The organism is Micromonospora sp. NPDC005707 (assembly GCF_040631005.1).
Classification (GTDB): domain Bacteria; phylum Actinomycetota; class Actinomycetes; order Mycobacteriales; family Micromonosporaceae; genus Micromonospora.
Map to the genome: position 1 here is coordinate 118,566 of NZ_JBEXYR010000015.1, position 21,877 is coordinate 140,442.

25 protein-coding genes are annotated in these 21,877 nt (G+C 75.1%); 14 read left to right on the forward strand and 11 right to left on the reverse strand.

The window, feature by feature from the left end:
- The first annotated feature begins 64 nt into the window (after positions 1 to 64).
- Entirely contained in the window at positions 65 to 700 is a 636-nt protein-coding gene (locus ABZ452_RS26105) for a hypothetical protein (protein ID WP_357948013.1), read from the forward strand.
- 8 nt (positions 701 to 708) lie between these two features.
- On the forward strand, positions 709 to 1,383 hold the full coding sequence (locus tag ABZ452_RS26110) for a class F sortase (protein ID WP_357948015.1): 675 nt from the start codon (positions 709 to 711) through the stop codon (positions 1,381 to 1,383).
- A 262-nt stretch (positions 1,384 to 1,645) separates the two neighbouring features.
- On the opposite strand, the gene ABZ452_RS26115 is transcribed toward ABZ452_RS26110, so the two are convergent.
- On the reverse strand, positions 1,646 to 1,870 hold the full coding sequence (locus tag ABZ452_RS26115; RefSeq protein ID WP_357948019.1) for a GntR family transcriptional regulator: 225 nt from the start codon (positions 1,868 to 1,870) through the stop codon (positions 1,646 to 1,648).
- A 241-nt stretch (positions 1,871 to 2,111) separates the two neighbouring features.
- On the opposite strand from ABZ452_RS26115, the gene ABZ452_RS26120 reads away from it, so the two are divergent.
- Positions 2,112 to 2,315 (forward strand): hypothetical protein, encoded by a 204-nt coding sequence (locus ABZ452_RS26120; protein ID WP_357948021.1) that lies wholly within the window; start codon positions 2,112 to 2,114, stop codon positions 2,313 to 2,315.
- A 6-nt stretch (positions 2,316 to 2,321) separates the two neighbouring features.
- Here ABZ452_RS26120 and ABZ452_RS26125 read toward each other — a convergent pair whose 3' ends face one another.
- The 3 genes from ABZ452_RS26125 to ABZ452_RS26135 are packed head-to-tail and all read right to left on the reverse strand — an operon-like array spanning position 2,322 to position 4,441.
- Positions 2,322 to 2,642 carry an antibiotic biosynthesis monooxygenase gene (locus tag ABZ452_RS26125; protein WP_357948024.1) on the reverse strand — a complete coding sequence of 107 codons (321 nt, stop codon included), beginning with the start codon at positions 2,640 to 2,642 and terminating at the stop codon, positions 2,322 to 2,324.
- Between the two features lie 22 nt (positions 2,643 to 2,664).
- The gene (locus tag ABZ452_RS26130; RefSeq protein WP_357948027.1) at positions 2,665 to 3,462 is read right to left on the reverse strand and encodes an exodeoxyribonuclease III; all 798 of its coding nucleotides are present in this window, start codon (positions 3,460 to 3,462) and stop codon (positions 2,665 to 2,667) included.
- 58 nt (positions 3,463 to 3,520) lie between these two features.
- Positions 3,521 to 4,441 carry a PAC2 family protein gene (locus ABZ452_RS26135; RefSeq protein ID WP_357948030.1) on the reverse strand — a complete coding sequence of 307 codons (921 nt, stop codon included), beginning with the start codon at positions 4,439 to 4,441 and terminating at the stop codon, positions 3,521 to 3,523.
- A 391-nt stretch (positions 4,442 to 4,832) separates the two neighbouring features.
- Between ABZ452_RS26135 and ABZ452_RS26140 the strand changes: the two genes are divergently transcribed.
- The 3 genes from ABZ452_RS26140 to ABZ452_RS26150 all read left to right on the forward strand — a co-directional run bounded on the left by ABZ452_RS26140 (position 4,833) and on the right by ABZ452_RS26150 (position 6,722).
- Positions 4,833 to 5,705: a peptidase M23 gene (locus ABZ452_RS26140; protein ID WP_357948033.1), complete on the forward strand. Its 873-nt coding sequence runs from the start codon at positions 4,833 to 4,835 to the stop codon at positions 5,703 to 5,705.
- Between the two features lie 92 nt (positions 5,706 to 5,797).
- Positions 5,798 to 5,944 (forward strand): hypothetical protein, encoded by a 147-nt coding sequence (locus ABZ452_RS26145; RefSeq protein WP_357948036.1) that lies wholly within the window; start codon positions 5,798 to 5,800, stop codon positions 5,942 to 5,944.
- Between the two features lie 40 nt (positions 5,945 to 5,984).
- Positions 5,985 to 6,722 carry an EcsC family protein gene (locus ABZ452_RS26150; protein ID WP_357948039.1) on the forward strand — a complete coding sequence of 246 codons (738 nt, stop codon included), beginning with the start codon at positions 5,985 to 5,987 and terminating at the stop codon, positions 6,720 to 6,722.
- 92 nt (positions 6,723 to 6,814) lie between these two features.
- Here ABZ452_RS26150 and ABZ452_RS26155 read toward each other — a convergent pair whose 3' ends face one another.
- On the reverse strand, positions 6,815 to 7,657 hold the full coding sequence (locus tag ABZ452_RS26155) for a GDSL-type esterase/lipase family protein (RefSeq protein ID WP_357948042.1): 843 nt from the start codon (positions 7,655 to 7,657) through the stop codon (positions 6,815 to 6,817).
- A 165-nt stretch (positions 7,658 to 7,822) separates the two neighbouring features.
- Here ABZ452_RS26155 and ABZ452_RS26160 point away from each other — a divergent pair, with 165 nt between their 5' ends.
- Genes ABZ452_RS26160 through ABZ452_RS26180 form a run of 5 tightly spaced genes read left to right on the forward strand, consistent with a single transcriptional unit; the run spans position 7,823 to position 12,390 of the window.
- Entirely contained in the window at positions 7,823 to 8,086 is a 264-nt protein-coding gene (locus tag ABZ452_RS26160) for a DUF6343 family protein (protein ID WP_357948045.1), read from the forward strand.
- Between the two features lie 12 nt (positions 8,087 to 8,098).
- Positions 8,099 to 9,511 carry an NADP-dependent succinic semialdehyde dehydrogenase gene (locus ABZ452_RS26165; protein WP_357948048.1) on the forward strand — a complete coding sequence of 471 codons (1,413 nt, stop codon included), beginning with the start codon at positions 8,099 to 8,101 and terminating at the stop codon, positions 9,509 to 9,511.
- A 41-nt stretch (positions 9,512 to 9,552) separates the two neighbouring features.
- The gene (locus ABZ452_RS26170; protein WP_357948050.1) at positions 9,553 to 10,518 is read left to right on the forward strand and encodes a TIGR03885 family FMN-dependent LLM class oxidoreductase; all 966 of its coding nucleotides are present in this window, start codon (positions 9,553 to 9,555) and stop codon (positions 10,516 to 10,518) included.
- A gap of 37 nt (positions 10,519 to 10,555) precedes the next feature.
- Positions 10,556 to 12,136, forward strand: coding sequence for a Na+/H+ antiporter (locus tag ABZ452_RS26175; protein WP_357948053.1), 1,581 nt, complete (start codon positions 10,556 to 10,558; stop codon positions 12,134 to 12,136).
- Positions 12,133 to 12,390 (forward strand): UBP-type zinc finger domain-containing protein, encoded by a 258-nt coding sequence (locus tag ABZ452_RS26180; RefSeq protein ID WP_357948055.1) that lies wholly within the window; start codon positions 12,133 to 12,135, stop codon positions 12,388 to 12,390. Before ABZ452_RS26175 ends, ABZ452_RS26180 begins: the two co-directional genes overlap by 4 nt.
- Positions 12,391 to 12,394: 4 nt before the next feature.
- Here the strand turns inward: ABZ452_RS26180 and ABZ452_RS26185 are convergent, their stop codons facing one another.
- From ABZ452_RS26185 to ABZ452_RS26195, 3 genes are read right to left on the reverse strand one after another with little or no spacing between them, the layout of a single operon-like run.
- On the reverse strand, positions 12,395 to 12,928 hold the full coding sequence (locus ABZ452_RS26185) for a GNAT family N-acetyltransferase (RefSeq protein ID WP_357948058.1): 534 nt from the start codon (positions 12,926 to 12,928) through the stop codon (positions 12,395 to 12,397).
- A gap of 13 nt (positions 12,929 to 12,941) precedes the next feature.
- Complete coding sequence (locus ABZ452_RS26190; RefSeq protein ID WP_357948061.1) at positions 12,942 to 14,225, reverse strand: MFS transporter; 1,284 nt, start codon at positions 14,223 to 14,225, stop codon at positions 12,942 to 12,944.
- On the reverse strand, positions 14,222 to 15,253 hold the full coding sequence (locus ABZ452_RS26195) for a serine hydrolase (RefSeq protein WP_357948064.1): 1,032 nt from the start codon (positions 15,251 to 15,253) through the stop codon (positions 14,222 to 14,224). The genes ABZ452_RS26190 and ABZ452_RS26195 overlap by 4 nt, the downstream gene beginning before the upstream one ends.
- Positions 15,254 to 15,374: 121 nt before the next feature.
- On the opposite strand from ABZ452_RS26195, the gene ABZ452_RS26200 reads away from it, so the two are divergent.
- The gene (locus tag ABZ452_RS26200) at positions 15,375 to 15,884 is read left to right on the forward strand and encodes a GNAT family N-acetyltransferase (protein ID WP_357948067.1); all 510 of its coding nucleotides are present in this window, start codon (positions 15,375 to 15,377) and stop codon (positions 15,882 to 15,884) included.
- A gap of 27 nt (positions 15,885 to 15,911) precedes the next feature.
- Here ABZ452_RS26200 and ABZ452_RS26205 read toward each other — a convergent pair whose 3' ends face one another.
- Positions 15,912 to 16,232 (reverse strand): multidrug efflux SMR transporter, encoded by a 321-nt coding sequence (locus ABZ452_RS26205; protein ID WP_357948070.1) that lies wholly within the window; start codon positions 16,230 to 16,232, stop codon positions 15,912 to 15,914.
- 202 nt (positions 16,233 to 16,434) lie between these two features.
- On the opposite strand from ABZ452_RS26205, the gene ABZ452_RS26210 reads away from it, so the two are divergent.
- On the forward strand, positions 16,435 to 17,160 hold the full coding sequence (locus ABZ452_RS26210; RefSeq protein ID WP_357948073.1) for a protein phosphatase 2C domain-containing protein: 726 nt from the start codon (positions 16,435 to 16,437) through the stop codon (positions 17,158 to 17,160).
- A 6-nt stretch (positions 17,161 to 17,166) separates the two neighbouring features.
- Here ABZ452_RS26210 and ABZ452_RS26215 read toward each other — a convergent pair whose 3' ends face one another.
- Entirely contained in the window at positions 17,167 to 19,797 is a 2,631-nt protein-coding gene (locus ABZ452_RS26215) for an ATP-dependent helicase C-terminal domain-containing protein (RefSeq protein WP_357948076.1), read from the reverse strand.
- Between the two features lie 96 nt (positions 19,798 to 19,893).
- On the opposite strand from ABZ452_RS26215, the gene ABZ452_RS26220 reads away from it, so the two are divergent.
- Positions 19,894 to 20,625, forward strand: coding sequence for a methyltransferase domain-containing protein (locus ABZ452_RS26220; protein ID WP_357948078.1), 732 nt, complete (start codon positions 19,894 to 19,896; stop codon positions 20,623 to 20,625).
- Positions 20,626 to 20,717: 92 nt separating this feature from the next.
- Here ABZ452_RS26220 and ABZ452_RS26225 read toward each other — a convergent pair whose 3' ends face one another.
- The gene (locus ABZ452_RS26225; RefSeq protein ID WP_357948081.1) at positions 20,718 to 21,542 is read right to left on the reverse strand and encodes a SigB/SigF/SigG family RNA polymerase sigma factor; all 825 of its coding nucleotides are present in this window, start codon (positions 21,540 to 21,542) and stop codon (positions 20,718 to 20,720) included.
- Between the last annotated feature and the right edge of the window lie 335 nt (positions 21,543 to 21,877).

Below are 21,877 nucleotides of genomic sequence, written 5' to 3' on the forward strand. Positions count from 1 at the left end.
GAGAGGATTCATCCCGTACGGCAGGACGGGTGGCCCGCCGCCCGACCCGACGCCGGGAGGGGGCATGGTGTCAGTCACGGGACGTGCGGCGCTGCTGGTCGCGGCCGCCGCGTGCACCGCCCCGCTGGTCGGCGCGCTGCCCGCCCAGGCCGGCCCGCCCGCTGTCTCGGTGTCCTCCGTGGCGCCGCTGGGATCCGCCGCGGTGGGATCCGCCGCCCTGGTGCCCGCTGCCGAGCCGGCGCCCGGCCAGCCGGGCCCGCAGCCGTCGCCCGGTGACCTCATCTTCGTGGAGGTCACGCCGAGCACCGTCGAGGCCGGCTTCCTGGTGGGCATCCGGGCGAGCTGCCGGGACAACTCGGTGCCGGCCACCGTGGTCTCCGACGCGTTCGGCCGGATCCAGGTGCAGCCGCAGCGCGGCCTGCTCACGGCCTCGCCGATGGTCCGGGAACGCACCCGCCCCGGCAACTACCGGGTGAAGCTGGAGTGCCCCGGCGGGCAGACCGCGTCGACCATGCTCCAGGTGGTCAAGCGGGTGCAGCCCAGCCGCGGGCCGGCGACCGGCTTCGGCGGCACCGCCGGCAGTGGCCTCGGTGGGCTGCTGGTGCCGGTCGGGCTGGCGCTGACCGTGGCCGGCGCGGTGGTCGGCGTGGCCGCGTCCCGCCGGCAGCCCCGTACCCTCCGTGGCGCCGCCCGGCGCTGAGCCCCGCCATGGCCGCGAACCCCACCCCCCAGCCCACCCCCCGGGCGGCCCGGGCCGCCGGCCGCCGGCCGTGGTCGACGCCGCTCGCCGTGTTGCTGGTCCTGGTCGGGGTCTTCGCCACCGGCGCGGGGCTGGGCCGGACTGCCGGGCCGTTCGACTGGGCCGACGCGGCGACCGGGTCGAGCAGGCGGACCACCGAGCCGGCCCGGGCGCGGGAGCCGGCCAGCCTTCCGGTGCGCCTCGCCGTGCCGGCCATCAAGATCAGCGCCCCGGTCACCCCGGTCGGTCAGGCGCGGGACGGTTCGATCGACGTCCCGCCGCTGACCGAGCACCACCAGACCGGCTGGTACAACCGCGGGGCGGTGCCCGGCGACCCGGGCCGGGCGATCATCGTCGGGCACGTGGACACCAAGAGCGGGCCGGCGGTCTTCTACCGGCTGCACGAGCTCAAGCCGGGGGACCGGATCGAGGTGACCCGGTCGGACCGCAGCGTGGTGGCCTTCAAGGTCGACACTGTCGAGTACTTCGACAAGGCCGACCTCCCCGCCGACCGGGTCTACGGCGACGCGGGCCCGGCCGAGCTGCGGCTGATCACCTGCGGCGGCGAGTGGGTCGGCGGCCACACCGGCTACCAGGACAACGTGATCGCCTTCGCGTCTCTCCTCGACACCCGCAACCCCTGACGCGAACAGCGCCTCACCAAGATCCCGCGTGCCCCGGCGTCGAGACGCGATTGGCGGCGTCCGAGGCGGGCCGGGCACAGCTCACGAGCGGCTACGAACTTGATGACGTGGGTGACTCACCTCGGCCTGCCCTCCAGCGGCCCCGGGCGATCCACCTACGACATCAAGTTCGTAGGCGCTGGACAGGGGAGCGGCGAGCGGGGCGTGCATCTGCGAGCGCTTTCGAGCTGACGTCGGCAACGACTCAAGCCAGGAGCGTCGGCTATTCCGCCTCCGCGACGAAGACGCCCTGGCCCTGCTGGCCGTAGATGAGATCGCGCGCGTGCAGTTCCTTCACGGCGCGGTAGGCCGTCGACCGGGCGACGTTGTAGATCTCGCCGATCTCCGAGACGGAGGGCAGTTGCTGCCCGGGGGCGTATTCGCCGGCGCGGATCTTGGCTTCGATGTCGTCGGCGACGCGTCGGTAGTGCGGTGGTCTGGTCGGCATGAATCGGCTCTCCTGGACTTCAGCGGAGATCATGTTTCCAGCCCGCACCTGACCGGGACAAGGCGACAACGCGGCGAAGTGGAGACAGTGAGAACTTGACTACAGTGAGACAGTGAATACAGTGAGACAGTGGGTCGGAGCTCCTGGACTTCAGCAATCCGGGGTTTCCGGTCCTCCCGCCCTGGACAGCAAGGACGCTGCCCAGGGCGGCCCCTCTCGCTCACTCGGGAAGGCGTCGGCCATGCCGATGGATGACGGGGAGATCACGCCCGCCGACGAGTTGTTCGCGATGATGCGGATCATCGACACGCACTGGACCCGGGCCCTCGACCAGCCGTGGCGGGCTGGTGGCTGCCTGGAGTGCCGCGACCGGGAGACGTGCCCGCAGCTCGACTGGGCCCTCAAGCTCATGGCCGACGTGGCGTCGACCATGTTCCAGAAGTAGGCGTGGTCAGCTCTTGGCGGGGACCTGCTGCACGACCTCGAACTCCAGCAGCGTGGCTCCGGTGGCGACCGGCTTGCGCGGCTCGCCGCCCTCGCCGCCGGCGTGCGCGGCCCGCGACGGCCCCTGCGCCCACGCCTGGTAGGCCTCTTCCGTCTCCCAGCGGGTGTAGACGAAGTAGCGGCTCTCCCCGCCGACCGGGCGGAGCAGTTCGAAGCCGAGGAAGCCGGGGGAGTTCTCCACCGCGCCGGCCCGGGCCGCGAACCGCTTCTCCAGCTCCTCGCCGGCGCCGGGCGGGACGTCGATCGCGTTGATCTTCACGACTGCCATGGCTCAACCCTAACGAGCCGGGTCAGAACGTCTCGACGGCCGGCACCAGGTCGGCGTCGACCACGATCGGGGCGTGGTCGGAGGGGCCCTTGCCCTTGCGGGCCTCCCGGTCCACGTACGCCGAGGTGACCGCGCGGGTGAACGGCGCGGTGGCGTAGACGAGGTCGATCCGCATGCCCTTGTTCTGGTGGAACATGCCGGCCCGGTAGTCCCAGTAGGTGTAGGGGTGCGGGCCCTTCATCGGCGTCGGCACCACGTCGCTGAGGCCGAGGTCGCGCAGCGCGGCCAGCGCGGCCCGCTCGGCCGGGGTGACGTGGGTGGAGGTGACGAAGAGCTTCGGGTCCCAGACGTCAGCGTCGGTCGGGGCGACGTTGAAGTCCCCGCAGACCGCGAGCGGGAGCCCGCCGGCCACCTCCGACTCCAGGGCGTCGCGCAGCGCCGCGAACCAGGCCAGCTTGTACGCGTAGTGCGGGTCGTCGGGGGAGCGGCCGTTGGGCACGTACACCGACCAGACCCGCAGGCCGGCGCAGGTCGCCGAGATGGCCCGGGCCTCCGGCAGGGGGAAGCCCGGCTCGCCGGGGAAGCCGACCGCCACGTCGGCCAGGCCCACGCGGGAGAGGATGGCCACCCCGTTCCACCGGCCGTCGCTGTGGCTGGCCGCCTCGTAGCCCAGCTCGCCCACCTCGGCGACCGGGAAGGCCCCGTCGGGGCACTTGGTCTCCTGCAGGCAGACGACGTCGGGCTTCGTGGTGGCCAGCCAGTCGAGCAGTCGGGGGAGGCGGGCCTTCACCGAGTTGACGTTCCAGGTCGCCAGGCGCATGTCTCCAGCCTGCCCCATCAGCGGTCACCCCGCCCGGTCAGTCCGGCGGGGTGTCGCGTCAGCGCTCCGGCGTGTCTCCGGGCCGCGTCTGCTCGGCGAGGAAGCGTTCCAGTTCGGCGCCGAGCTCGTCGGCGGTGGGCAGCGGGCCGGTCTCCGGGGCGAGCAGGCTCTTCTCGCCGCGACCCCGGGCGAACGCGTCGTACTGCTCCTCCAGGGCCTGGACCAGGGTGGCCGCCTCCTCGGTCTGGGCGACCTGGCGGTCGATCTCCACCCGCACCACCTCGGCGGCGGCGCGCAGGCCGTCGCGGGGCAGCAGCAGCCCGGTGCTGCGGGACACCGCGGCGAGCAGCGCCTCGGCGGCGGCCGGGTACTCGGCCTGGGCGACGTAGTGCGGCACGTGCGCGGCGAAGCCGAGGGCGTCGCGACCGCGCTCGCCGAGGCGGTATTCCAGGAGGTGGCCGACGCCGGCCGGCACCTGGACCTTCTGGAGCCAGGGCTCGTACCCGGAGATCAGCTCGCGCCGGGTGGCGTGCGCGGTGACGCCGCTGGGCCGGGTGTGCGGGACGGCCATCGGAATCGAGTTGAGCCCGACGGTGAGCCGGACCTCGAGCCGGGCGCAGAGCGCGGCGACAGCGGCCACGAAACGCTCCCACTGGAGGTCCGGCTCGGGGCCGGTGAGCAGCAGGAACGGGGTCTCGTCGTCGTCGCGCAGCAGGTGCAGCTCCAGCGCCGGGGCGTCGTAGTCGGCCCAGTGGTCCTCGACGAAGGTCATCACCGGCCGGCGGGAGCGGTAGTCGAAGAGCTGGTCGACGTCGAAGCGGGCGATGGGCCGCGCCTCCAGGGAGGTGAGCAGCTGCTCCCGGGCGAGCCGGGTGGCGCTGCCGGCGTCGACGAAGCCCGTGAGGGCCTGGATCAGCACCGGCTGGCCGAGATCGGGCAGATCGTCGCTGAGTTCGTAGAGCTCGTGTGGGTCGAGCACCGGTTCGGACCTTCCTGTCGACGCGTACGGGGTGGGCCGCGCGCACACGGCACCCCGTTCGGCCAACGTACCGGCACGCGTGGTCCATTCCGTTACGGGCCGACTGATGATCACAATTCGGCGACGGCGCCGGATCGGCTCCTCCTCCCGGTCCGGGTGCGGGTCCACCGAAAGGATGAGTTAGTCGATCACTGCGTGGCGGCGGGGAGGCTGCGAGGTTCCTGCCCGGGGCGGTGCGACCCGGGCCACACCGGAGGTTTTCCCGGGTCGCGAGGTCCGTCACCGGCCGACCCGGGGCCGCGACGGATGTCCGGTTTTCCGGGCGCAGACTGTGGCGAGGACCACCCGATGGGCCTGGGTGATCCCGGTTTGCCCTGTCTAGCCTCGTCGAATGCGTGACGACGGCACCCTCGACGACCAGTACGGCCTCGACGGCTCGGCTGACCGTTCGGACGATACCCCCTCGACCGATCAGCCGACCGCTTGCGCGGAGGCATCCACTGCCCGTGGTTCCCTGCGTACCCGCTTCGGCGCCCTGATGAACCCCCTTTCCGCCCGGCCCGGCCGGACGAAGATGGCCGTGGCCACCGGCGCGGTCTGCTGCCTCGGCATGGTCGGCGGCTTCAGCCAGATCGGCGCCCGCCCGGCCGCTGACACCCCGAACCCCGCCGCCGCGGCCGAGGCCGCCCAGCGGGCGGCCCTCGACGCCGCCTCCCGCGGCCTGACCCGCGAGAGCACCGCCCCGGCCACCCCCAGCGCCGCCCCCTCGGCCAGCCCCTCCGCGACCGCCAAGCCCAAGCCCAAGGCCAAGCCCAAGCCGCGCCGGATCGTCCCGGTCGCCGGCCTGGACCAGACCCAGATGAACAACGCCAAGAAGATCGTGCAGGCCGGCCGGGAGATGGGCGTGCCGCGTCGCGGCCTGGTCATCGCGGTGGCCACCGCCATGCAGGAGAGCACGCTGCTCAACTACGCCAGCGCCGTGCTGCCGGAGTCGCAGAACTACCCGCACCAGGCCATCGGCTGGGACCACGACTCGGTCGGGCTGTTCCAGCAGCGCCCGAGCAGCGGCTGGGGCAGCGTCGAGGAGCTGATGGACCCGGAGTACGCCACCAAGGCGTTCCTCTCCGCCCTGGAGGAGATCCCCGGCTGGCAGGATCTGCCCCTGACCGTCGCCGCGCAGGCCGTCCAGGTGTCCGCGTTCCCCGACGCGTACGCCCAGCACGAGTGGCGTGCCAACACGGTGGTCAAGGAGATCCTGGGCTGACCCACGGCCGGGTTGCCGCAGGGCCGATCCGGGTATCAGGGACTTGCCGGTCCCGGGTACACATGAGGGGGGACCGCGGACAGGAGGACGACATGTCACTGGTGCAACGACTCACCGCCTTCCTGCGATCGCCCCGCGGTCAGCAGCTGGTCGACCGCGGCCGGCGGGAGCTGGCCAGGCCGGAGAACCAGGCGAAGCTCAAGCGGCTCGCCAACCGGCTGTCCTCGCGCCGGCGCTGACCGCTCCGCCCCCGCAGCAACCACCCCCGGGAGCCCCCTCGTGACCGACTCCGCCCCCGTCGACGGCGAACCCACCCTTCCCCCGAAGCCGGCCCCGCCGGTCGAGGCGCCCGAGGCGCCACCGGCCCGGCTCTGGGACCGGATGCGGGACGACCCGCAGTACGCGCCGGAGCACCTGGCCCTGGAGGCGGTGCGCCGGCTCGGGCCGGAGGCGGCGCAGTGGGCCGAGCGGGAGCGGGCGCAGCGACCGGACGTCCCCGCCGACGAGCTGGCCGACCAGGCGGTACGCAAGTTCGTCAACCACGCCCGGCTCTCCGGGGCGGTCTCCGGCGCGGCCGGGCTGCCCGGCGCGGTGATCGACGTGGGCGTGCTGGCGTGGACCCAGGCCCGGCTCGTGCTGCACGTGGCCGCCGCGTACGGCGTCGACGCGGTCCACCCCGACCGGGCCACCGACCTGCTCGTGCTCCAGCGGGTGCACAAGGTCGCCGAGAGCGCCCGGCTCGCCCTGGGGGTGGCCGCCGGTCGGGAGCGGGCCGGCGCGCTGTTCGGCATGGGCGGGCAGCGCCCGCTGGGCAAGGTGATGCTCCAGCTCGGCGTCCGGCTGGCCCGGATGGCCGGGGTGCGCGCCGCGAAGCGGATGTTCGCCAAGGTGATCCCCGGCGCCGCGATCATCCTCGGCACCTGGGCGAACTCGTCCGCCACCAGGGACCTCGCCGACCGGGCCCGCGCCCTCTACCGGGGCGGCCCGCGCCAACTCCCCGGCCCGCGCCGGCCCTGACACTCGCCGGGCCCGCGCCGGCCCGGGCAAACACCGGGGCCCGCGCCGGCCCGGGCAGGCCCCGGGGCCCGCGGCGGTCGGCCCGGCCGGGCTCAGCCGGCCCAGCCCGCGGCGTCCCAGGCGACGTCGGCGAGCCGGTCCTGGCCGGCGGCGTTCGGATGGAACCAGTCCAGCGCGTTCACCTCGTCCAGGCCGAACCGCGTCCGGTGCACCGCGCCGCCGTCCCACCGGCACCGCGACCCGTACGCGCGGCAGGCTGCGCGCAGCTGCGCGTCGTACGCGTCGATCCGCTCCCGGAAACGGGCCCGGCGGGCCACCGCGGCCGGCGCGGTCGACGTGGCGTCGGCCAGCAGCGCCGGGCAGACGCCGCGCGACCAGGCCCGCACCGCCCGGGGCTCGGTGTGCCCGAGCTCCCACAGCCGGTGCAGGTCGGGCAGGCTGACCACCAGCACCCGGGCCTTCGGCCGGCCCTTGCGCAGCACGGCCAGGGCCGCGTCGACCTGCCGGCGGAAGGTTGCCGTCGGCGTCATGTCGTCGACGTCGTCGCGGCAGGCGTCGTTCGCCCCGATCAGCACGGTGACCAGGTCGGCCCGGTCGCGCACCGCCGCCCGGGCCTGGTCGGCGAGGCCGGCCGCGCGGGCGCCCGGCGCCGCCCGGTTGTGCGCCCGCAGCGTCGGGTCGTCCTCGTGCAGCCGCCGGTAGAGGCTGCGCACCCGGAGGCCGTCCCCGCTGGACCAGGAGTTGCGCTCGCAGCTCACCAGGACCAGGCAGGAGCCGAAGCCGCTGGTGATCGAGTCGCCGAGCGCGGTCAGCACCGTCGGCGCGCCCGGGGGCGCGGAACCGGACGGCCGGGGCGACGCCGAGCCCGAGCCGTCGCAGGCGAGCGCGACCAGCGCCGCGAGGCAGGCGAGCGCGGCGATCCAACGTCGAGGCATACCGTCCCCCGTCCGGCGGCAGAAGCGGCGCGTCGACCCTATGCGCCCCGGCCGTCCGGACGGGGGCGTTGTCGCCTTTCCGGCATCGACAACCGTCGTTCACATGAGGGTGTTACGAGCGGCGGCAACTGGTTAGCCCGGGCCGTGCCGGGGTAGCCCGTAGGAATGACGCGATCACAGCCCCGCCGTGCCCGCGGCACGGTCGGCCACGCGTACAGCGCGCTGAACCTGCGGCTCACCCTCGCGATCTTCGGCCTGGTCGTCATGACCGTCCTCGCCGTGCTCGCGTTCGCCGCCGGCGTGACCTGGCTGGGCGTCGTCTGCGCGATCCTCGCCGTGGTGGCCGTGGTCGACCTCGTCGTCATCCAGCGCCGCCGCGCCGCGCGCCGCCGCGAGGAGCCGGGCGTGCGGCACTCGCTGTTCGAGTGACAGGAGTACGACATGCCCATCGCCACCACCAATCCCGCCACCGGACAGGTGCTCAAGACCTACGACCCCATGTCGGACGAGCAGATCGACGCGGCGATCGAGCGCGCCGACCTGGCCTTCCGGCAGCTGCACGGGACCACGATCGCCGAGCGTGGCCGGTGGATGATCGCCGCGGCCGACCTGCTGGAGGCCGAGCGGGACGAGACCGCCCGGCTCATGACCACCGAGATGGGCAAGACGTACGCCTCGGCCAAGGCGGAGGTCACCAAGTGCGCCATTGCCTGCCGCTTCTACGCCGACAACGCCCCGCGGATGCTCGCCGACGAACCCGCCGACGCCGCCGCGGTCAAGGCGAAGCGGGCGTACGTCCGCCACCAGCCGATCGGTCCGGTGCTCGCCGTGATGCCGTGGAACTTCCCGCTCTGGCAGGTGATGCGGTTCGCCGCGCCGGCCCTCATGGCCGGCAACACCGGGCTGCTCAAGCACGCCTCCAACGTCCCGCAGACCGCCCTCTACCTGGAGGAGCTGTTCCGGCGCGCCGGCTTCCCGGAGGGCGCCTTCACCACCCTGCTGGTCGGCTCCGACGCGGTGGACCGGATCCTCAGCGACCCCCGGGTCCGGGCCGCCACGCTCACCGGCAGCGAGCGGGCCGGCCGCTCGATCGCCCAGATCGCCGGCCGGGAACTCAAGAAGACCGTGCTGGAGCTGGGCGGCAGCGACCCGTTCGTGGTGATGCCCTCGGCCGACCTCGACAAGGCGGCCGAGGTGGCCACCACGGCGCGCTGCCAGAACAACGGCCAGTCCTGCATCGCCGCCAAGCGGTTCATCGTGCACACCGACGTCTTCGACGCCTTCGCCGAGAAGTTCGCCGCCCGGATGTCGGCGCTGCGGGTCGGTGACCCGATGGACGAGAACACCGACGTGGGCCCTCTCGCCAGCGAGGGCGGCCGGGACGAGATCCACGCCCAGGTGCAGGACGCGGTCGACAACGGCGCCACTGTCCTGTGCGGCGGCGAGAAGCCGTCCGGCGACGGCTGGTACTACCCGCCGACCGTGGTCACCGACCTGCGCCCGGAGATGCGGATGTGGGCCGAGGAGGTGTTCGGGCCCGTCGCCGGCCTCTACCGGGTCGGCTCCTACGAGGAGGCCATCGAGGTCGCCAACGGCACCAACTTCGGCCTCGGCTCCAACGCCTGGACCAGCGACCCCGCCGAGCAGGAGCGCTTCGCCGTCGATCTGGACGCCGGCAACGTCTTCATCAACGGCATGACCACGTCCTATCCGGAGCTGCCCTTCGGCGGCGTGAAGAACTCCGGGTACGGGCGCGAGCTCTCCGCCGTGGGCATGCGCGAGTTCTGCAACACCAAGACCGTCTGGGTCGGCGAGGGGGAGGCCGGCGCCGGAGCCGGGGCGCACTCGGAGTAGCCGCGATTGACCGGACACCGTCCTGGGTAGGACTTGCCCCCATGACGGTGTTCGGCTTCCACGCGTCCCACGAGCAGATCCACCCGTCCCGGCTGCTGGCGGCGGTGATCCACGCCGAACGGGCCGGCTTCGACGCCGCCATGTCGTCGGACCACTTCTCGCCGTGGAGCGCCCGGCAGGGCCACTCCGGCTTCGCCTGGTCCTGGCTCGGCGCCGCGCTCCAGGCCACCAACCTGCCGTTCGGCGTGGTCAACGCGCCCGGCCAGCGCTACCACCCGGCCGTCGTCGCGCAGGCCATCGGCACCCTGGCCGCCATGTACCCGGGCCGGTTCTGGGCCGCGCTCGGCACCGGCGAGGCGAGCAACGAGCACATCACCGGCACCGGCTGGCCGCGTAAGGACGTCCGCGCCGCCCGGCTGCGCGAGTGCGTGGACGTGATCCGGGCGCTCCTCGCCGGCGAGGAGGTCAGCCACGACGGCCTGGTCACCGTGGACCGGGCGAAGCTGTGGACCCGTCCGGAGGAGCCGCCCGCGCTCATCGGCGCGGCGGTCAGCGTCGAGACCGCCCGCTGGTGCGCCGAGTGGGCCGACGGCCTGATCACCGTCAACGCGCCCGTGGAGCACCTGCGGCGCATGATCGACGCCTACCGGGACGCCGGCGGGCGCGGGCCGCTGCACCTCCAGGTGCACGTGAGCTGGGCGCCCGACCAGGCCGAGGCCGAGGCCATCGCGTACGACCAGTGGCGCAGCAACGTCTTCGCCCCGCCGGTCTGCTGGGACCTGGAACTGGCCGACCACTTCGACGCGGTCAGCGAGGACGTGCCGCTGGAGAAGGTCACCTCGGTGGTCAACGTCTCCGCCGACCTGGGCCGGCACGTCGGCTGGCTGGAGGAGTACGTCGCGCTGGGCTTCGACCAGATCGCCCTGCACCACGTCGGGCAGGAGCAGCGGGCCTTCATCGACACGTTCGGGACCGAGGTGCTGCCGAAGCTCCGTACCGCCTCGTGATCACGGCGGGGCCGCCGGCCGCCTAGGCTCGTACCCCATGGAAGCTCTGATCGAGGTCGTGGTCATCCTCGCGATCGCGACCTTCGGCGCGGCGCTGGCCCGCCGGCTCGGCCTGCTGGCGCCGATCCTGCTGGTCGTGCTCGGCCTCGTCCTGTCCTTCGTGCCCGGCTTCCCGCAGGTCCACCTCGACCCGGAACTGGTGCTGGTGGGCATCCTGCCGCCGCTGCTCTACGTGGCCGCGCTGAAGACGTCGGTGCCGGCGTTCCGGCTCAACCTCCGGCCGATCCTGCTGCTCGCCGTCGGGCTGGTGCTCTTCACCGCGTTCGTGGTGGGCACCGTCGTCCACCTGATCCTGCCCGACGTCCCGTACGCGATCTGTCTGGCCCTCGGCGCCGTCGTGGCGCCGCCCGACGCGGTGGCCGCCACCGCGGTGGCCCGGCGGGTGGGCCTGCCCCGGCGGGTCGTGACGATCCTGGAGGGCGAGAGCCTGGTCAACGACGCCACGGCGCTGGTGCTGCTGCGGGTGGCGGTCGCGGCGGCCACCGCGGCCGGCGGTCACGTCGGGGTCGGCGCGGTCGCCCGCGAGGTGCTGGTGTCGGCCGGCGGCGGCGTCCTCGTCGGGCTGCTCGGCGTGGTGGTCTTCGGCGCCCTGCACAAGCGGATCACCGATCCGGTGCTGGACAACGCCCTGTCGCTGATCGTGCCGTTCGCGGTGGTCTTCGCCGCCGAGGAGATCCACGCGTCCGGCGTGGTGGCCGTGGTGGTCACCGGGCTGGGCATCGGGCACAAGCAGCCGCTGCTGATGTCCGCCGCCTCCCGGCTCCAGGTGGGCGCGTTCTGGCGGCTGATCCAGTTCCTGCTCGAAGGGCTGGTCTTCCTGCTGGTCGGCCTGCAACTGCCCGACGTGCTCCGGGACCTGGACGAGCCGGCCGGCCGGCTGGTCGGGGTCACCGCCGCGGTGCTGGCCGCCGTCGTGCTGACCCGGTTCGTCTGGCTCCTCCCGGCCACCTACCTGGGCCGGCTGGTGCCCCGGGCGCGCCGCCGGGAGACGCCGCTGTCGGTGCGGGTTCCCTTCGTCATCGGCTGGGCCGGGATGCGCGGCGTGGTCACCCTCGCCGCCGCCCTCGCCCTGCCGCTCACGCTGGCCGACGACCGGGCGTACCCGCGGCCGCTGTTCATCTGGCTGGCGTTCGCGGTGATCGTGGTGACCCTTGTCGCACAGGGCGCCACCCTGCCGGCCGTGGCCCGCGCGGCGAAACTGGCGCCGGACGACCCGGTGCAGGACGCGCTCTCCGCCGCCGCCGTGCAGCAGCAGGCCAGCCGGGCCGCCCGGGAACGGCTGGAGGAACTGGCCGCCGGGGCGCCGGACGCCGTGGTGGAACGGCTGCGCGGGCTGGTGCAGAGCCGCACCAACGTGGCCTGGGAACGGCTCGGGGGCGAGGAGCGGGAGACCCCCTCCCGGGCGTACGGTCGACTGCGGCAGGAGATGATCGACGCGGAGCGGGAGGTCTTCCGGGCCGCCCGCGACTCCGGGAAGATCCCGGAGGAGGTGCTGGTCCGCGCCTACCGCGACCTGGACCTGGAGGAGTCGTTGCTGCGACAGGAGGCCGACGAGTGAGCTGCGCACACCTGACCGAGGCGGGCGACGCCGAGTTCGCGACCACGACCGAGTGCCCGGACTGCGTGGCCATCGGCAACGACGACTGGGTGCACCTGCGGGGGTGCCTGACCTGCGGGCACGTGGGCTGCTGCGACTCGTCGCCCTACCAGCACGCCAGCAAGCACTTCGAGTCGAGCGGGCACCCGGTGATGCGCTCGGTCCAGCCCGGCGAGACATGGCGCTGGTGCTTCGTCGACGAGGAGATCGGCTGACCGCTCAGCCGAGGCGGCGTTCCAGCACCTGACCGGGCCACGGCGGCCGGCCCGGTCGCTCGACGGTGAATCGGTCGGTCGCGGTGAAGCCGCAGCCCTCGTAGAACCGGACCAGCGCCCGGTCGTCCCCGCCGTAACAGTCCACCCGGAGCAGCCCCAGGCCACGCTCCCGGGCCAGCTCCGCCGCGTACGCGAGCAGCCGCGTCCCGATCCCGTGGCCCGCGTACGCGCGGTCGGTGACCAGCAGGTTGACGAACAGCTCGGGTTCGGTGGCCGGCGGCACGTAGGCAGTGGCCGCCCCCACGACCAGGGCGCCCACCGAGGCGTCGCCGAGCATCGCCAGGTACAGCCCGCCGCCGCCCGCCCACGCGTCGGCCTGGGCGATCCGGCGCCGGTCGGCCGACGCGGGCTCGGTGCCCCACTGGCCGGTCCGGCCGCGCGCCACCAGCCAGGCGGTGGCGCTGTCGAGCAGCCGCAGCACGCTGGCGGCGTCGGCCGGACCACCGGGGCGGATGGCGATGGTGTGCTGGTCCGTCATGCCGGTCATGCTCCTACACGGGCGCGGCGGGACGATCACCGGTCGCCGGCCGGGCCGGCTGCCGGTTCGCCAGCGCCCACCGGGTGAGCGCGGGCGTGGCCAGGCCGACGCCGGCGAAGACCGCCCCGACCGCGAGCCAGCCCGGCACGCCGCCGTCGAGCACCAGCAGCGTGAGCAGAGCCGGACCGACCGCGCGGGACAGGCCCGCCAACATGCCGTCCACGCCCTGGTACGCGCCGATCGCGTCCGGCGGGGCCAGGTCGTACGCCAGACCCGCCCCGGCGGTGCCGTGCCAGAGATCGCCGAACGTGTAGACCGCGGTCGCGGCCAGCAGCAGCGTGACCGACGCGGCCGGCGGCAGGCCGGCGGTGGCCGCGTACAGCAGCATCGCCGCGGCCAGCACCAGCCCGGCGCGGCGCATCGAGCGGGCGGCGCGGGTGGCGTCGTCGGCGCCGCGGCCGAGCCGCACCGCGAGCAGCACGGTGAGCACGGTGTTCGTCAGGAGCACCGCCGACACCACCGGCGGCGGCGCCCCGGCCCGGGTCACCGTCCACAGCGGCACCACCAGCGCGAGCAGCGTCCAGTGCAGCGCCAGCACGGCCGACGCGCCGCTGACGGCGAGGAACCGCACGTCCCGCAGTGCCGTGCCGGGCCGGAGCGCGCCGTTGCGGCGCCCACCCCCGGGCCCGCGTCCGCCGCCGGCCGCCGGAGGGTGGGCCGGCAGCCGCAGCAGCAGCGCCGCCGACAGCAGGTAGGTGAGGGCGTTGCCGGCCACCAGCACCTGGTACGCCAGGTGGCTGTCCGCCGCCAGCGCGAACCCGGCCAGCCCGGCCCCCACCGCGATGCCCAGGTTCGCCACGGCACGCAGGGTGGCGAACGCGTGGACGCGACCCTGGGGTCCGGCGACCGCGGCGACCAACGCCGCGCGGACGGCCAGGTTGCCGGAGGCGAGCAGCATCTCGAGGACCGCCACCGCGAGGAACACCGGGAAGGAGCCGACCAGCAGGTACGCCGCGGCGGCGAGGGCTTGGCCCAGCTGGATGAGCGCGCGGAGCGTACGGGGATCCCGCCGGTCGGCGAGCGCGCCGAGCGGCACGCTGGCGGTGAGCCCGACCAGGCCGGCGAGGGTGAGTCCGGCGCCGACCGAGGCGGGGGAGAGCCCGACGTCCCGCGTCAGGTAGAGCGCGCCGCCGGTGAGCCAGAGCCCGGAGCCGACGGTGTTGGCCAGCGTGGCCAGGGCAAGCGTGCGCAGCTCCCCGGGCGGTGGGATCGGCGATAGGCGCGACCAGCGGCTCATCGCATGACCGGCGGCACCGCCCGGGACACCTCGGTGATCAGTTCGGCGACCCGGTCGCCCCAGTGGGAGGCGATGACCAGGTCCCGGTCGGGATCGACCCACAGCAGGTGCCGGCCGCCGTTGCCACGGGCGCAGCGTCCCGTCGCCGGTGCGCCGGGCTGCACCTTCCCCGACTCGTTGCGCCACCAGAGGTAGCCGTAGTCCGGGTTCAGCGGGCACGGCGACCAGGCCCGCCGGATCCACTCGGCGCTGAGCAGCCGCCGGCCCTGCCACGTGCCGCCCGCCCGGTAGACCTCGCCGAGCAGGGCCAGGTCGGCGGCGGAGATCCACAGCCCGCCGCCCCAGTGCGCCCCGCCGCTCACCACCGGCACCGGGACGCCGTCGACGTCAACCACCGCGTCCGCGTACCCGTGCCAGGACCAGGACGCGGAGGCGCCGACCGGTTCGAGCACGGCCTCGCGCAGCACCTCGCCGAGCGGGCGGCGGAACAGCAGGGTCAGCGCCAGGCAGAGCAGGTTCACCCGCACGTCGTTGTACGCCCAGCCGGCGCCCGGCGCACCCTCCCGCTCGAAGCCCTCCCGGCGGCTCTGCGCGTCCACCCCGGTCGGCTTGCCCCACAGCTCGCCGGTCCAGCCGCTGGTCTGCTGGAGCAGGTGCGCCCAGGTGATCCCGTCGACCCCGAGCCCGGCGAGGAACGGGTGATCGACGGTGTCCCGCACCGGCGCGTCCGGGTCGAGCAGGCCCCGGTCGAAGGCCACCCCGGCGACGGTCGCGACGACCGCCTTGGTGCCGCTGAACAACATCTCCGGCGCCGCCGGATCGCCCCAGGTGGCGAGCACCTCGCCGCGGTGCCGGATGACGCCGCTCGCCCCGGTGCCCGGCAGCAGCGGCCCGGTCACCTCCCGGTGCGACTCGTCGGCCACCTGCGCGGCAAGGTAGCGCTCCATGTCCTCGATGCCCTCGGTCACCCGGGCGGCCTGCCGGGCGACGGCGGCCCGCACCGCGCCGAGATCCACGTCGACGGTCATGATCCCGACCCTAGGCAGGGCGCCGCCGGGCCGGCGGCCCCGAACCGGGCGACCCCCGTCACACCGGCGGACGGTAATCCGCTCGCCCGCGCGGATCGGCTCTGCCAGGGTCGGGGCCGTGATGCGCAGCAGGACGGCCCGGGCCGACGAGTTGACCGAGGTGCAGCGGATCGAGGTGGCCTCCGGCGCCCCGTTCCGGGAGATCGGCATGACCGACGTCGCCGACATGCCACCGCTGCCGCTGGACGTGCTGGCCGCCGCCCAGCGGGACGGACGTGTCCGGGTGGCGGTCGACGTCGCGGACCGTCCCGTCGGCTTCGCGCTGGTCGACCTGGTCGACGGCTGCGCGCACGTCCAGCAGCTCAGCGTGGAGCCCGCGCACGCCCGGCGGGGGATCGGGCGGGGGCTGCTCGACGAGGTGGACGGGTGGGCCGCCGGGGCGGGACTGCCCGCGCTGACCCTGACCACGTTCCGCAGCGTCCCGTGGAACGGGCCGTACTACGCCCGTTGCGGGTTCCGGGAGCTGACCGGGGCGGAGGTGACCCCCGGGCTGGCCGCGCTGCTGGCCGCCGAGGCCGCACTCGGGCTGGACCCGGCCGACCGCGTCGCCATGCGCCGCCCGGTCGCCTGACCCGCCGCGCGGCGCCGTTTCTCGGCGTCAGTGGGCGCCGCCGAGGTTGAGCACCACCACCCCGGCGATCACGAGGCCCGCGCCGACCACCTTGGCGACGCTCAGCGGCTCGCCGAGGAAGGCCGCCCCGATCGCCATGATGGCCGCGGTGCCGAGCCCGGACCAGACCGCGTACGCGACGCCGACCGGGATGTCCCGGACGGCCACGGCGAGCAGCCCGAACGCGGACAGGTAGGCGACCGCCAGGCCGGCGGTGGGCCAGAGCCGGGTGAAGCCGTCGGTCGCCTTCAGCAGGCTGGTGCCGATGACCTCGGCGGTGATCGCGCCGAGCAGGAAGAGGTACGCCATCCCGGGACGGTATCGAAGGCCGGACGGCGGACGAGATCTTGGTAGGAAACGGCCCCCTGAGGGGCCACCCGGCACCAGGATCTCGGGCGGCGCTTCTCGTGGCGGTGGGGTGTTGCCGGCGGCAGTGAGATTCGCCGCGCCACGTAGCATGGTCCTGATCTCCTAGAGACAACCGAGCCCTACAACTGGCAGGCTGCGTCCCATGACCCTGAAGCTTCGTTCCGTGGGGGCGAGCGACCGTGGGCTGATCCGCAGTGGCAACCAGGACGCCCAGCACGCCGGCAACTGGCTGGTCGCCGTCGCCGACGGCATGGGCGGCATGGCCGCCGGTGACCTGGCCAGCCGCATCGCGATGGACGCGTTCGCGCCGCTGGACGTGGAAACCCCCGAGGACGCGCTGGTCGCCGCCCTCCAGGGCGGCATCGAGCTGGCCACGACGGGGATCCGGCGGGCGGTCGAGGAGGACCCGGAACGCCAGGGCATGGGCACCACCCTCACCGCGCTGCTGTTCGCCCGCACCGGCAGCTGCCTGGCCCTCGCGCACGTCGGCGACTCGCGGGCCTACCTGTTCCGGGAGGGCGTGCTGAAGCAGGTCACCCGGGACGACACCTTCGTGCAGATGCTGGTCGACCAGGGCGTGATCACCGCCGAGCAGGCGAGCAGCCACCCCCGCCGGGCGGTGGTGACCCAGGCGTTGCAGGGCGACGAGGTCTCCCCGACCTACGCGACGATGGTGCCCTGGGCCGGCGACCGCTGGCTGCTGTGCAGCGACGGCCTCTCCAACGTGGTCCGTCCCGACACCCTCGCGGAGGTGCTCGGCGGCCACCCGGAGCGGGAGGCGTGCGCGGCCAAGCTGATCGACCTGGCGCTGCGGGCCGGCGGCCCGGACAACGTCACCGTGGTGATCGCCGACGTGGTCGACGAGTAGCCCGGGTCAGCGCCGGCGCGGGCTGGCGCGGCGGGTGGGTTCGGCGGTGGTCGGGTCCTCCGGCCACGGGTGGCGGGGATAGCGTCCGCGCAGCTCCGCCCGCACCTGCGGGTAGCCGGTCCGCCAGAACGAGGCCAGGTCGGCGGTGACCGCCACCGGCCGGCCGGCGGGGGAGAGCAGGTGCAGCAGCACCGGCACCCGGCCGTCGGCGATCCGCGGCGCGGCCGGCCAGCCGAACGTCTCCTGGAGCTTCACGGCCAGCACCGGCGCGGCCGGGTCGGCGTAGTCCAGCCGGATCCGCGATCCGCTCGGCACCGGGAGCCGCTCCGGCGCCAGCTCGTCCAGCCGGGCCGCCTGCCGCCAGTCCAGCAGCCGGCGCAGCGCCGCCGCCACGTCGACCCGGGCCAGGTCGGCCCGGCGGCGCGCGCGGGTCAGCTCCGGGCCCAGCCAGGTCGGCGCGGCGGCGAGCAGCGCGGCGTCGGAGACGTCCGGCCACTCGTCGCCGAGCGCCCGCCGGCAGAAGGCCAGCCGCCGGCGCAGCGCCGTGGCCTCCGGCGTCCAGGTGAGCAGGGTCAGGCCGTCCTGGCGCAGCCCGGCGAGCACCGCCTCGGCGAGCCGCGCCGGATCGGGTGCGGCGAGGGGCCGGTCGACCAGCTCGATCGCGCCGAGCCGGACCACCTCCCGGGCCACCACGTCCCCGCCGGACCAGCCGACCTCGCGGGCGGCGCGCAGCAGCGGCCCGCCGGCCTCCCGGGCGGTCGCCTCGTCGACCGGGGTGGCCAGCCGGACCCGGGCGGTCGGCGCGCCGGGGGAGCGGTCGGCCACGGCGATCGCCAGCCACGCCGATCCCGCCAGCCCCGACCCGGCCGCCAGCTCCGCGGCGGTCCCGCCGGCCATCAGGTACGCGGACCCGCCGGCCCGCCGCACCCGCGCCAACCGCTCCGGGTACGCCAGCCCCACCAGCAGCCCCGCCGCCAGATCGTCGGGCAGGCGCCCGGGCTGTCCCGCCGTCCCGTCGCCGGACCGGAGGTCAGGTCCGGAACGCCCGGAACGCCCGGGGCGCCCGGAACGCCCGGGGCGCCCGGAGCGTCCTGGGGTGCGGTCGTCGGGCAGGTCGGGTCCGGCGCGGCCTGAGGGCAGGGCGGTGCGCAGGCGGCGTACCTCGGCGCGCCAGCGGGCGGTGGCGGCCGGGTCGGCGCCCGTGCGCAGCCGGCGCCACAGCGCCGTGAGGTCGTCACCGGCGCCGCCGAGTGTCTCCTCGGCGAGCAGCGCCACCACCTCGGCGGCCCGGTCGGCGCCGACCCGCTCCGCGCCGTCGAGCAGTGCGCGGGCCAGCCGGGGATGCGCGCCGGCGGCCGCGATGGCACGCCCGCGGGCGGTGATCCGGCCGTCGGGGTCGACCGCGCCGAGCGTGGTCAGCGTGTCCCGGGCGACGGCCAGCGCGGCCGGGGGCGGGGGATCGGGCAGCGCCAGGCCGGCGCCGTCCGGGGTGCCCCAGGCCGCCAGCTCCAGCGCGAACCCGGTCAGGTCGGCGGCGGCGATCTCCGGCTCGGGCTGCGGAGCGAGCCGGGCGTGGGTCGCCTCCGACCAGCACCGGTAGACCGCGCCCGGCGCCTCCCGCCCGGCCCGGCCGGCCCGCTGGGTGGCCGCCGCCCGGGACACCGGCACGGTGACCAGCGCGCCCAGCCCACGGGCCAGGTCGGTGCGGGCCACCCGGCTCAAACCGGCGTCCACCACGACGCGGACGCCGGGCACGGTGAGGCTGCTCTCCGCCACCGCGGTGGCCAGCACCACGCGGCGTCGCCCGGCCAGCGGGGTGAGCGCGGCGTCCTGCGCGGCGCCGGGCAGCCGGCCGTGCAAGGGCAGCACGGCGACCGCGTCGCGCAGGTCGGCCAGGCGGCCCGCGACGGCGGCGATCTCGCCCGCGCCGGGCAGGAAGACCAGCACGTCCCCGGCGCGTTCGCGCAGGGCCCGGCGCACCGTGGCCGCCACGTGGTCCAGCAGCGCCGGGTCGACCCGTCCCGCGCCGGGCGCGGCGACCGGGCGGGGCGGGGGCGTCCAGATCCGGTCCACCGGGTGCAGGGCGGCCTCGGCCCGGACCACCGGTGCGGGAGCGTCCCCGCCGAGCAGCGCGGCGAACCGGTCCGCCCGCGGGGTGGCCGACATGGCCAGCAGCCACAGGTCCGGCCGCAGCGTGCCGCGGGCCTCCACGGTGAACGCCAGCGCCAGGTCGGCGTCGAGCTGCCGCTCGTGGCACTCGTCGAGCAGCACGGCGCCGACGCCGGGCAGCTCCGGGTCGTGGTGCAGCCGGCGGACCAGCAGGCCGGTGGTGACCACCTCGACCCGGGTCCGCGGACCGACGCGGCGTTCGCCGCGTACCGCGTACCCGATCCGCTCACCGACCCTCTCGCCGAGCAGGGCGGCCATCCGGTGCGCGGCGGCCCGGGCGGCCACCCGGCGCGGCTGGGCGATGACCACCCGGCCGGGAACCCGGTCGGCCACCGCGAGCGGCGCGAGGGTGGTCTTGCCGGTGCCCGGGGGCGCCACGAGGACGGCCGCGCCGGCCGCGTCCAGCGCCTCGACCAGCGCCGGCAGCACCGGCCGGACCGGCAGGTCCAGGGAGACGTCGGAGAGCACGGACCCACTCTCGCACCCCCGGCCGGGCGTCCGGCGCGGGGTCCTGTTCCACTTCTCACATTGACGGTGACCGTTTCCTCGCGTGGAGTGACGGTCATGGCGATGATCGCGTACGACGAAGCCTCGGCCGCCGCCTTCGCGGCGACCCGGCACGTGCCGTCCGGCGGCCTGGCGAGCTGGCGCGCCGCGGTGGCCCGGCACCTGCCCGTCGGCCCCGGCGACCGGGTGCTCGACCTGGGGGCGGGCACCGGCGCGTGGGCCGCCGCCTTCCGGGCCTGGTGGGGGGTGGACGTGGTGGCGGTCGAGCCGGCGGCGGCCATGCGGGCGCGCTCGGCGTACCCGGGGATGGTGGCCGGGCGGGCGGAGGCCCTGCCCCTCGCGGCGGCCGGCCTGGATGGAGCGTGGCTGTCCACGGTGGTGCACCACCTGCCCGACCTGCCGGCGGTCGCCGCCGAGCTGCGCCGGGTGCTGCGGCCGGGCGCGCCGGTGCTGATCCGGTCGGTCTTCCCCGGCCGGGGCGGTGGCGTCACGCTGTTCCGCTGGTTCCCGGAGGCGCTGCGGGTGCTGGAGGGCTGTCCCTCGGTGGCCGAGGTGTGCGCGGCGTTCGAGCCGGCCGGGTCCGCCCCGGTGGCGCTGGAGCCGGTGCCGCAGGTCAGCGCGCCGTCGCTGCGGGCGGCGGCCGACGGGCTGCGGCGCGCGGCGCACACCCCGCTGGTGCTGCTCGACGACGCCGATTACGACCGGGGGCTGCGCCGGCTGCGGGCGGCGGCGCGGCGGACCCCGCACGCCCCGGTGGTTGACGCGCTGGACCTGCTGGTGCTGCGCTGAACACGGAACGGCCCGGCCGGCGCACCGCCGACCGGGCCCGAGTGGTCGTCAACGGTGGCCGGGCCCGCCGACCCGGCCACCGCCGCCACCCCCTAGTACGTTCCGTCGAGCTGCCCGCGCAGCTTCGTGAGCGCCCGGGCCAGCAGCCGGGACACGTGCATCTGCGAGACGCCGATCTGCTCGGCGATCTGCGACTGGGTCAGGTTGCCGTAGAAGCGCAGCGTGAGGATCTTCTGCTCGCGCTCGTCGAGCGTGGCCAGCGCCGGCCCGAGGGCGACCCGCAGCTCGGCCAGCTCGAACTCGCCGTCCTCGCCGCCGAGCATGTCGCCCAGCTCGGTGGCCCGGTCGCCGTCGCCGGTCGGGGTGGACAGCGACACGGCGTTGTAGGCGCGGGCGCCCTCCAGGCCCTCCAGGACCTCTTCCTCGGTGAGGTTGAGGTGGCCGGCGATGTCGGCGACCGTCGGGGAGCGGCCGAGGGTCTGCAGCAGCGTGCTGTTGGCGTCGGAGATGGCCAGCCGCAGCTCCTGGAGGCGGCGCGGCACCCGGATGTCCCACGTGCGGTCGCGGAAGTGGCGCTTCAGCTCGCCGATGATGGTCGGGATGGCGTAGCCGGCAAAGTCGACGCCGCGGGACGGGTCGAACTTGTCGATCGCCTTGATGAGGCCGACGGCGGCGGTCTGCGCCAGGTCGTCGGTGGGCTCGCCCCGGCCGCTGTAGCGGTGGGCGAGGTGGTTGGCGAGAGGCAGCCAGGCCTCGATCGCCCGATCGCGCAGCGCGGCGCGCGACGGGTGGTGGGCGGGGAGCGCCGCCATGGCGTTGAGCAGGTCGGCGGCGCTGTCGGTGAGCGCCCGCGGGTCGAGCTTGTCGGAGGTGGACGGCGTTGTCGTCGCCGGCTCGCTGATCGTGTGCGCGGTCATGGGTGGTCCTCCCTGCACCTCGTCCGCGAAACAAAAAGACGTGACGCTGTGGTTTAGCTTCAGTTAGGCCGTTCGGAAGCCACCTTAACCTGATCGGCCCGAGGAAATCTAGCCGAAAGTACGATGTACTTATGCCGCGCCCTGGCATGTAGCGCCTGAATCGGGGCAGAAACCCTTGGATGGCCGACCGGCGCGGTGGGGCGAGGTGGCCGGGCCCGACTGGCCGGACGGCGGATGTCCCGGGCCGACCGGTCAACGTGAAACCCGACAGTCGGCTCACACTGTCGCCTTTCCGTCGTTGTCCCGCAGACGGGACCGCCCGTAGCGTCCAGGGT

What these genes read in the sequence shown, in the direction of transcription:
- ABZ452_RS26110 (WP_357948015.1), top strand. Translation starts at nt 709, where the DNA reads ATGGCCGCGAACCCCACCCCCCAGCCCACCCCCCGGGCGGCCCGGGCC.
- ABZ452_RS26195 (WP_357948064.1), bottom strand. Translation starts at nt 15,253, where the DNA reads ATGACCGTCGACGTGGATCTCGGCGCGGTGCGGGCCGCCGTCGCCCGG.
- ABZ452_RS26165 (WP_357948048.1), top strand. Translation starts at nt 8,099, where the DNA reads ATGCCCATCGCCACCACCAATCCCGCCACCGGACAGGTGCTCAAGACC.
- ABZ452_RS26170 (WP_357948050.1), top strand. Translation starts at nt 9,553, where the DNA reads ATGACGGTGTTCGGCTTCCACGCGTCCCACGAGCAGATCCACCCGTCC.
- ABZ452_RS26200 (WP_357948067.1), top strand. Translation starts at nt 15,375, where the DNA reads ATGCGCAGCAGGACGGCCCGGGCCGACGAGTTGACCGAGGTGCAGCGG.
- ABZ452_RS26155 (WP_357948042.1), bottom strand. Translation starts at nt 7,657, where the DNA reads ATGCCTCGACGTTGGATCGCCGCGCTCGCCTGCCTCGCGGCGCTGGTC.
- ABZ452_RS26225 (WP_357948081.1), bottom strand. Translation starts at nt 21,542, where the DNA reads ATGACCGCGCACACGATCAGCGAGCCGGCGACGACAACGCCGTCCACC.
- ABZ452_RS26205 (WP_357948070.1), bottom strand. Translation starts at nt 16,232, where the DNA reads ATGGCGTACCTCTTCCTGCTCGGCGCGATCACCGCCGAGGTCATCGGC.
- ABZ452_RS26185 (WP_357948058.1), bottom strand. Translation starts at nt 12,928, where the DNA reads ATGACGGACCAGCACACCATCGCCATCCGCCCCGGTGGTCCGGCCGAC.
- ABZ452_RS26115 (WP_357948019.1), bottom strand. Translation starts at nt 1,870, where the DNA reads ATGCCGACCAGACCACCGCACTACCGACGCGTCGCCGACGACATCGAA.
- ABZ452_RS26210 (WP_357948073.1), top strand. Translation starts at nt 16,435, where the DNA reads ATGACCCTGAAGCTTCGTTCCGTGGGGGCGAGCGACCGTGGGCTGATC.
- ABZ452_RS26140 (WP_357948033.1), top strand. Translation starts at nt 4,833, where the DNA reads ATGCGTGACGACGGCACCCTCGACGACCAGTACGGCCTCGACGGCTCG.
- ABZ452_RS26190 (WP_357948061.1), bottom strand. Translation starts at nt 14,225, where the DNA reads ATGAGCCGCTGGTCGCGCCTATCGCCGATCCCACCGCCCGGGGAGCTG.
- ABZ452_RS26175 (WP_357948053.1), top strand. Translation starts at nt 10,556, where the DNA reads ATGGAAGCTCTGATCGAGGTCGTGGTCATCCTCGCGATCGCGACCTTC.
- ABZ452_RS26130 (WP_357948027.1), bottom strand. Translation starts at nt 3,462, where the DNA reads ATGCGCCTGGCGACCTGGAACGTCAACTCGGTGAAGGCCCGCCTCCCC.
- ABZ452_RS26125 (WP_357948024.1), bottom strand. Translation starts at nt 2,642, where the DNA reads ATGGCAGTCGTGAAGATCAACGCGATCGACGTCCCGCCCGGCGCCGGC.
- ABZ452_RS26160 (WP_357948045.1), top strand. Translation starts at nt 7,823, where the DNA reads ATGACGCGATCACAGCCCCGCCGTGCCCGCGGCACGGTCGGCCACGCG.
- ABZ452_RS26120 (WP_357948021.1), top strand. Translation starts at nt 2,112, where the DNA reads ATGCCGATGGATGACGGGGAGATCACGCCCGCCGACGAGTTGTTCGCG.
- ABZ452_RS26145 (WP_357948036.1), top strand. Translation starts at nt 5,798, where the DNA reads ATGTCACTGGTGCAACGACTCACCGCCTTCCTGCGATCGCCCCGCGGT.
- ABZ452_RS26105 (WP_357948013.1), top strand. Translation starts at nt 65, where the DNA reads ATGGTGTCAGTCACGGGACGTGCGGCGCTGCTGGTCGCGGCCGCCGCG.
- ABZ452_RS26220 (WP_357948078.1), top strand. Translation starts at nt 19,894, where the DNA reads ATGGCGATGATCGCGTACGACGAAGCCTCGGCCGCCGCCTTCGCGGCG.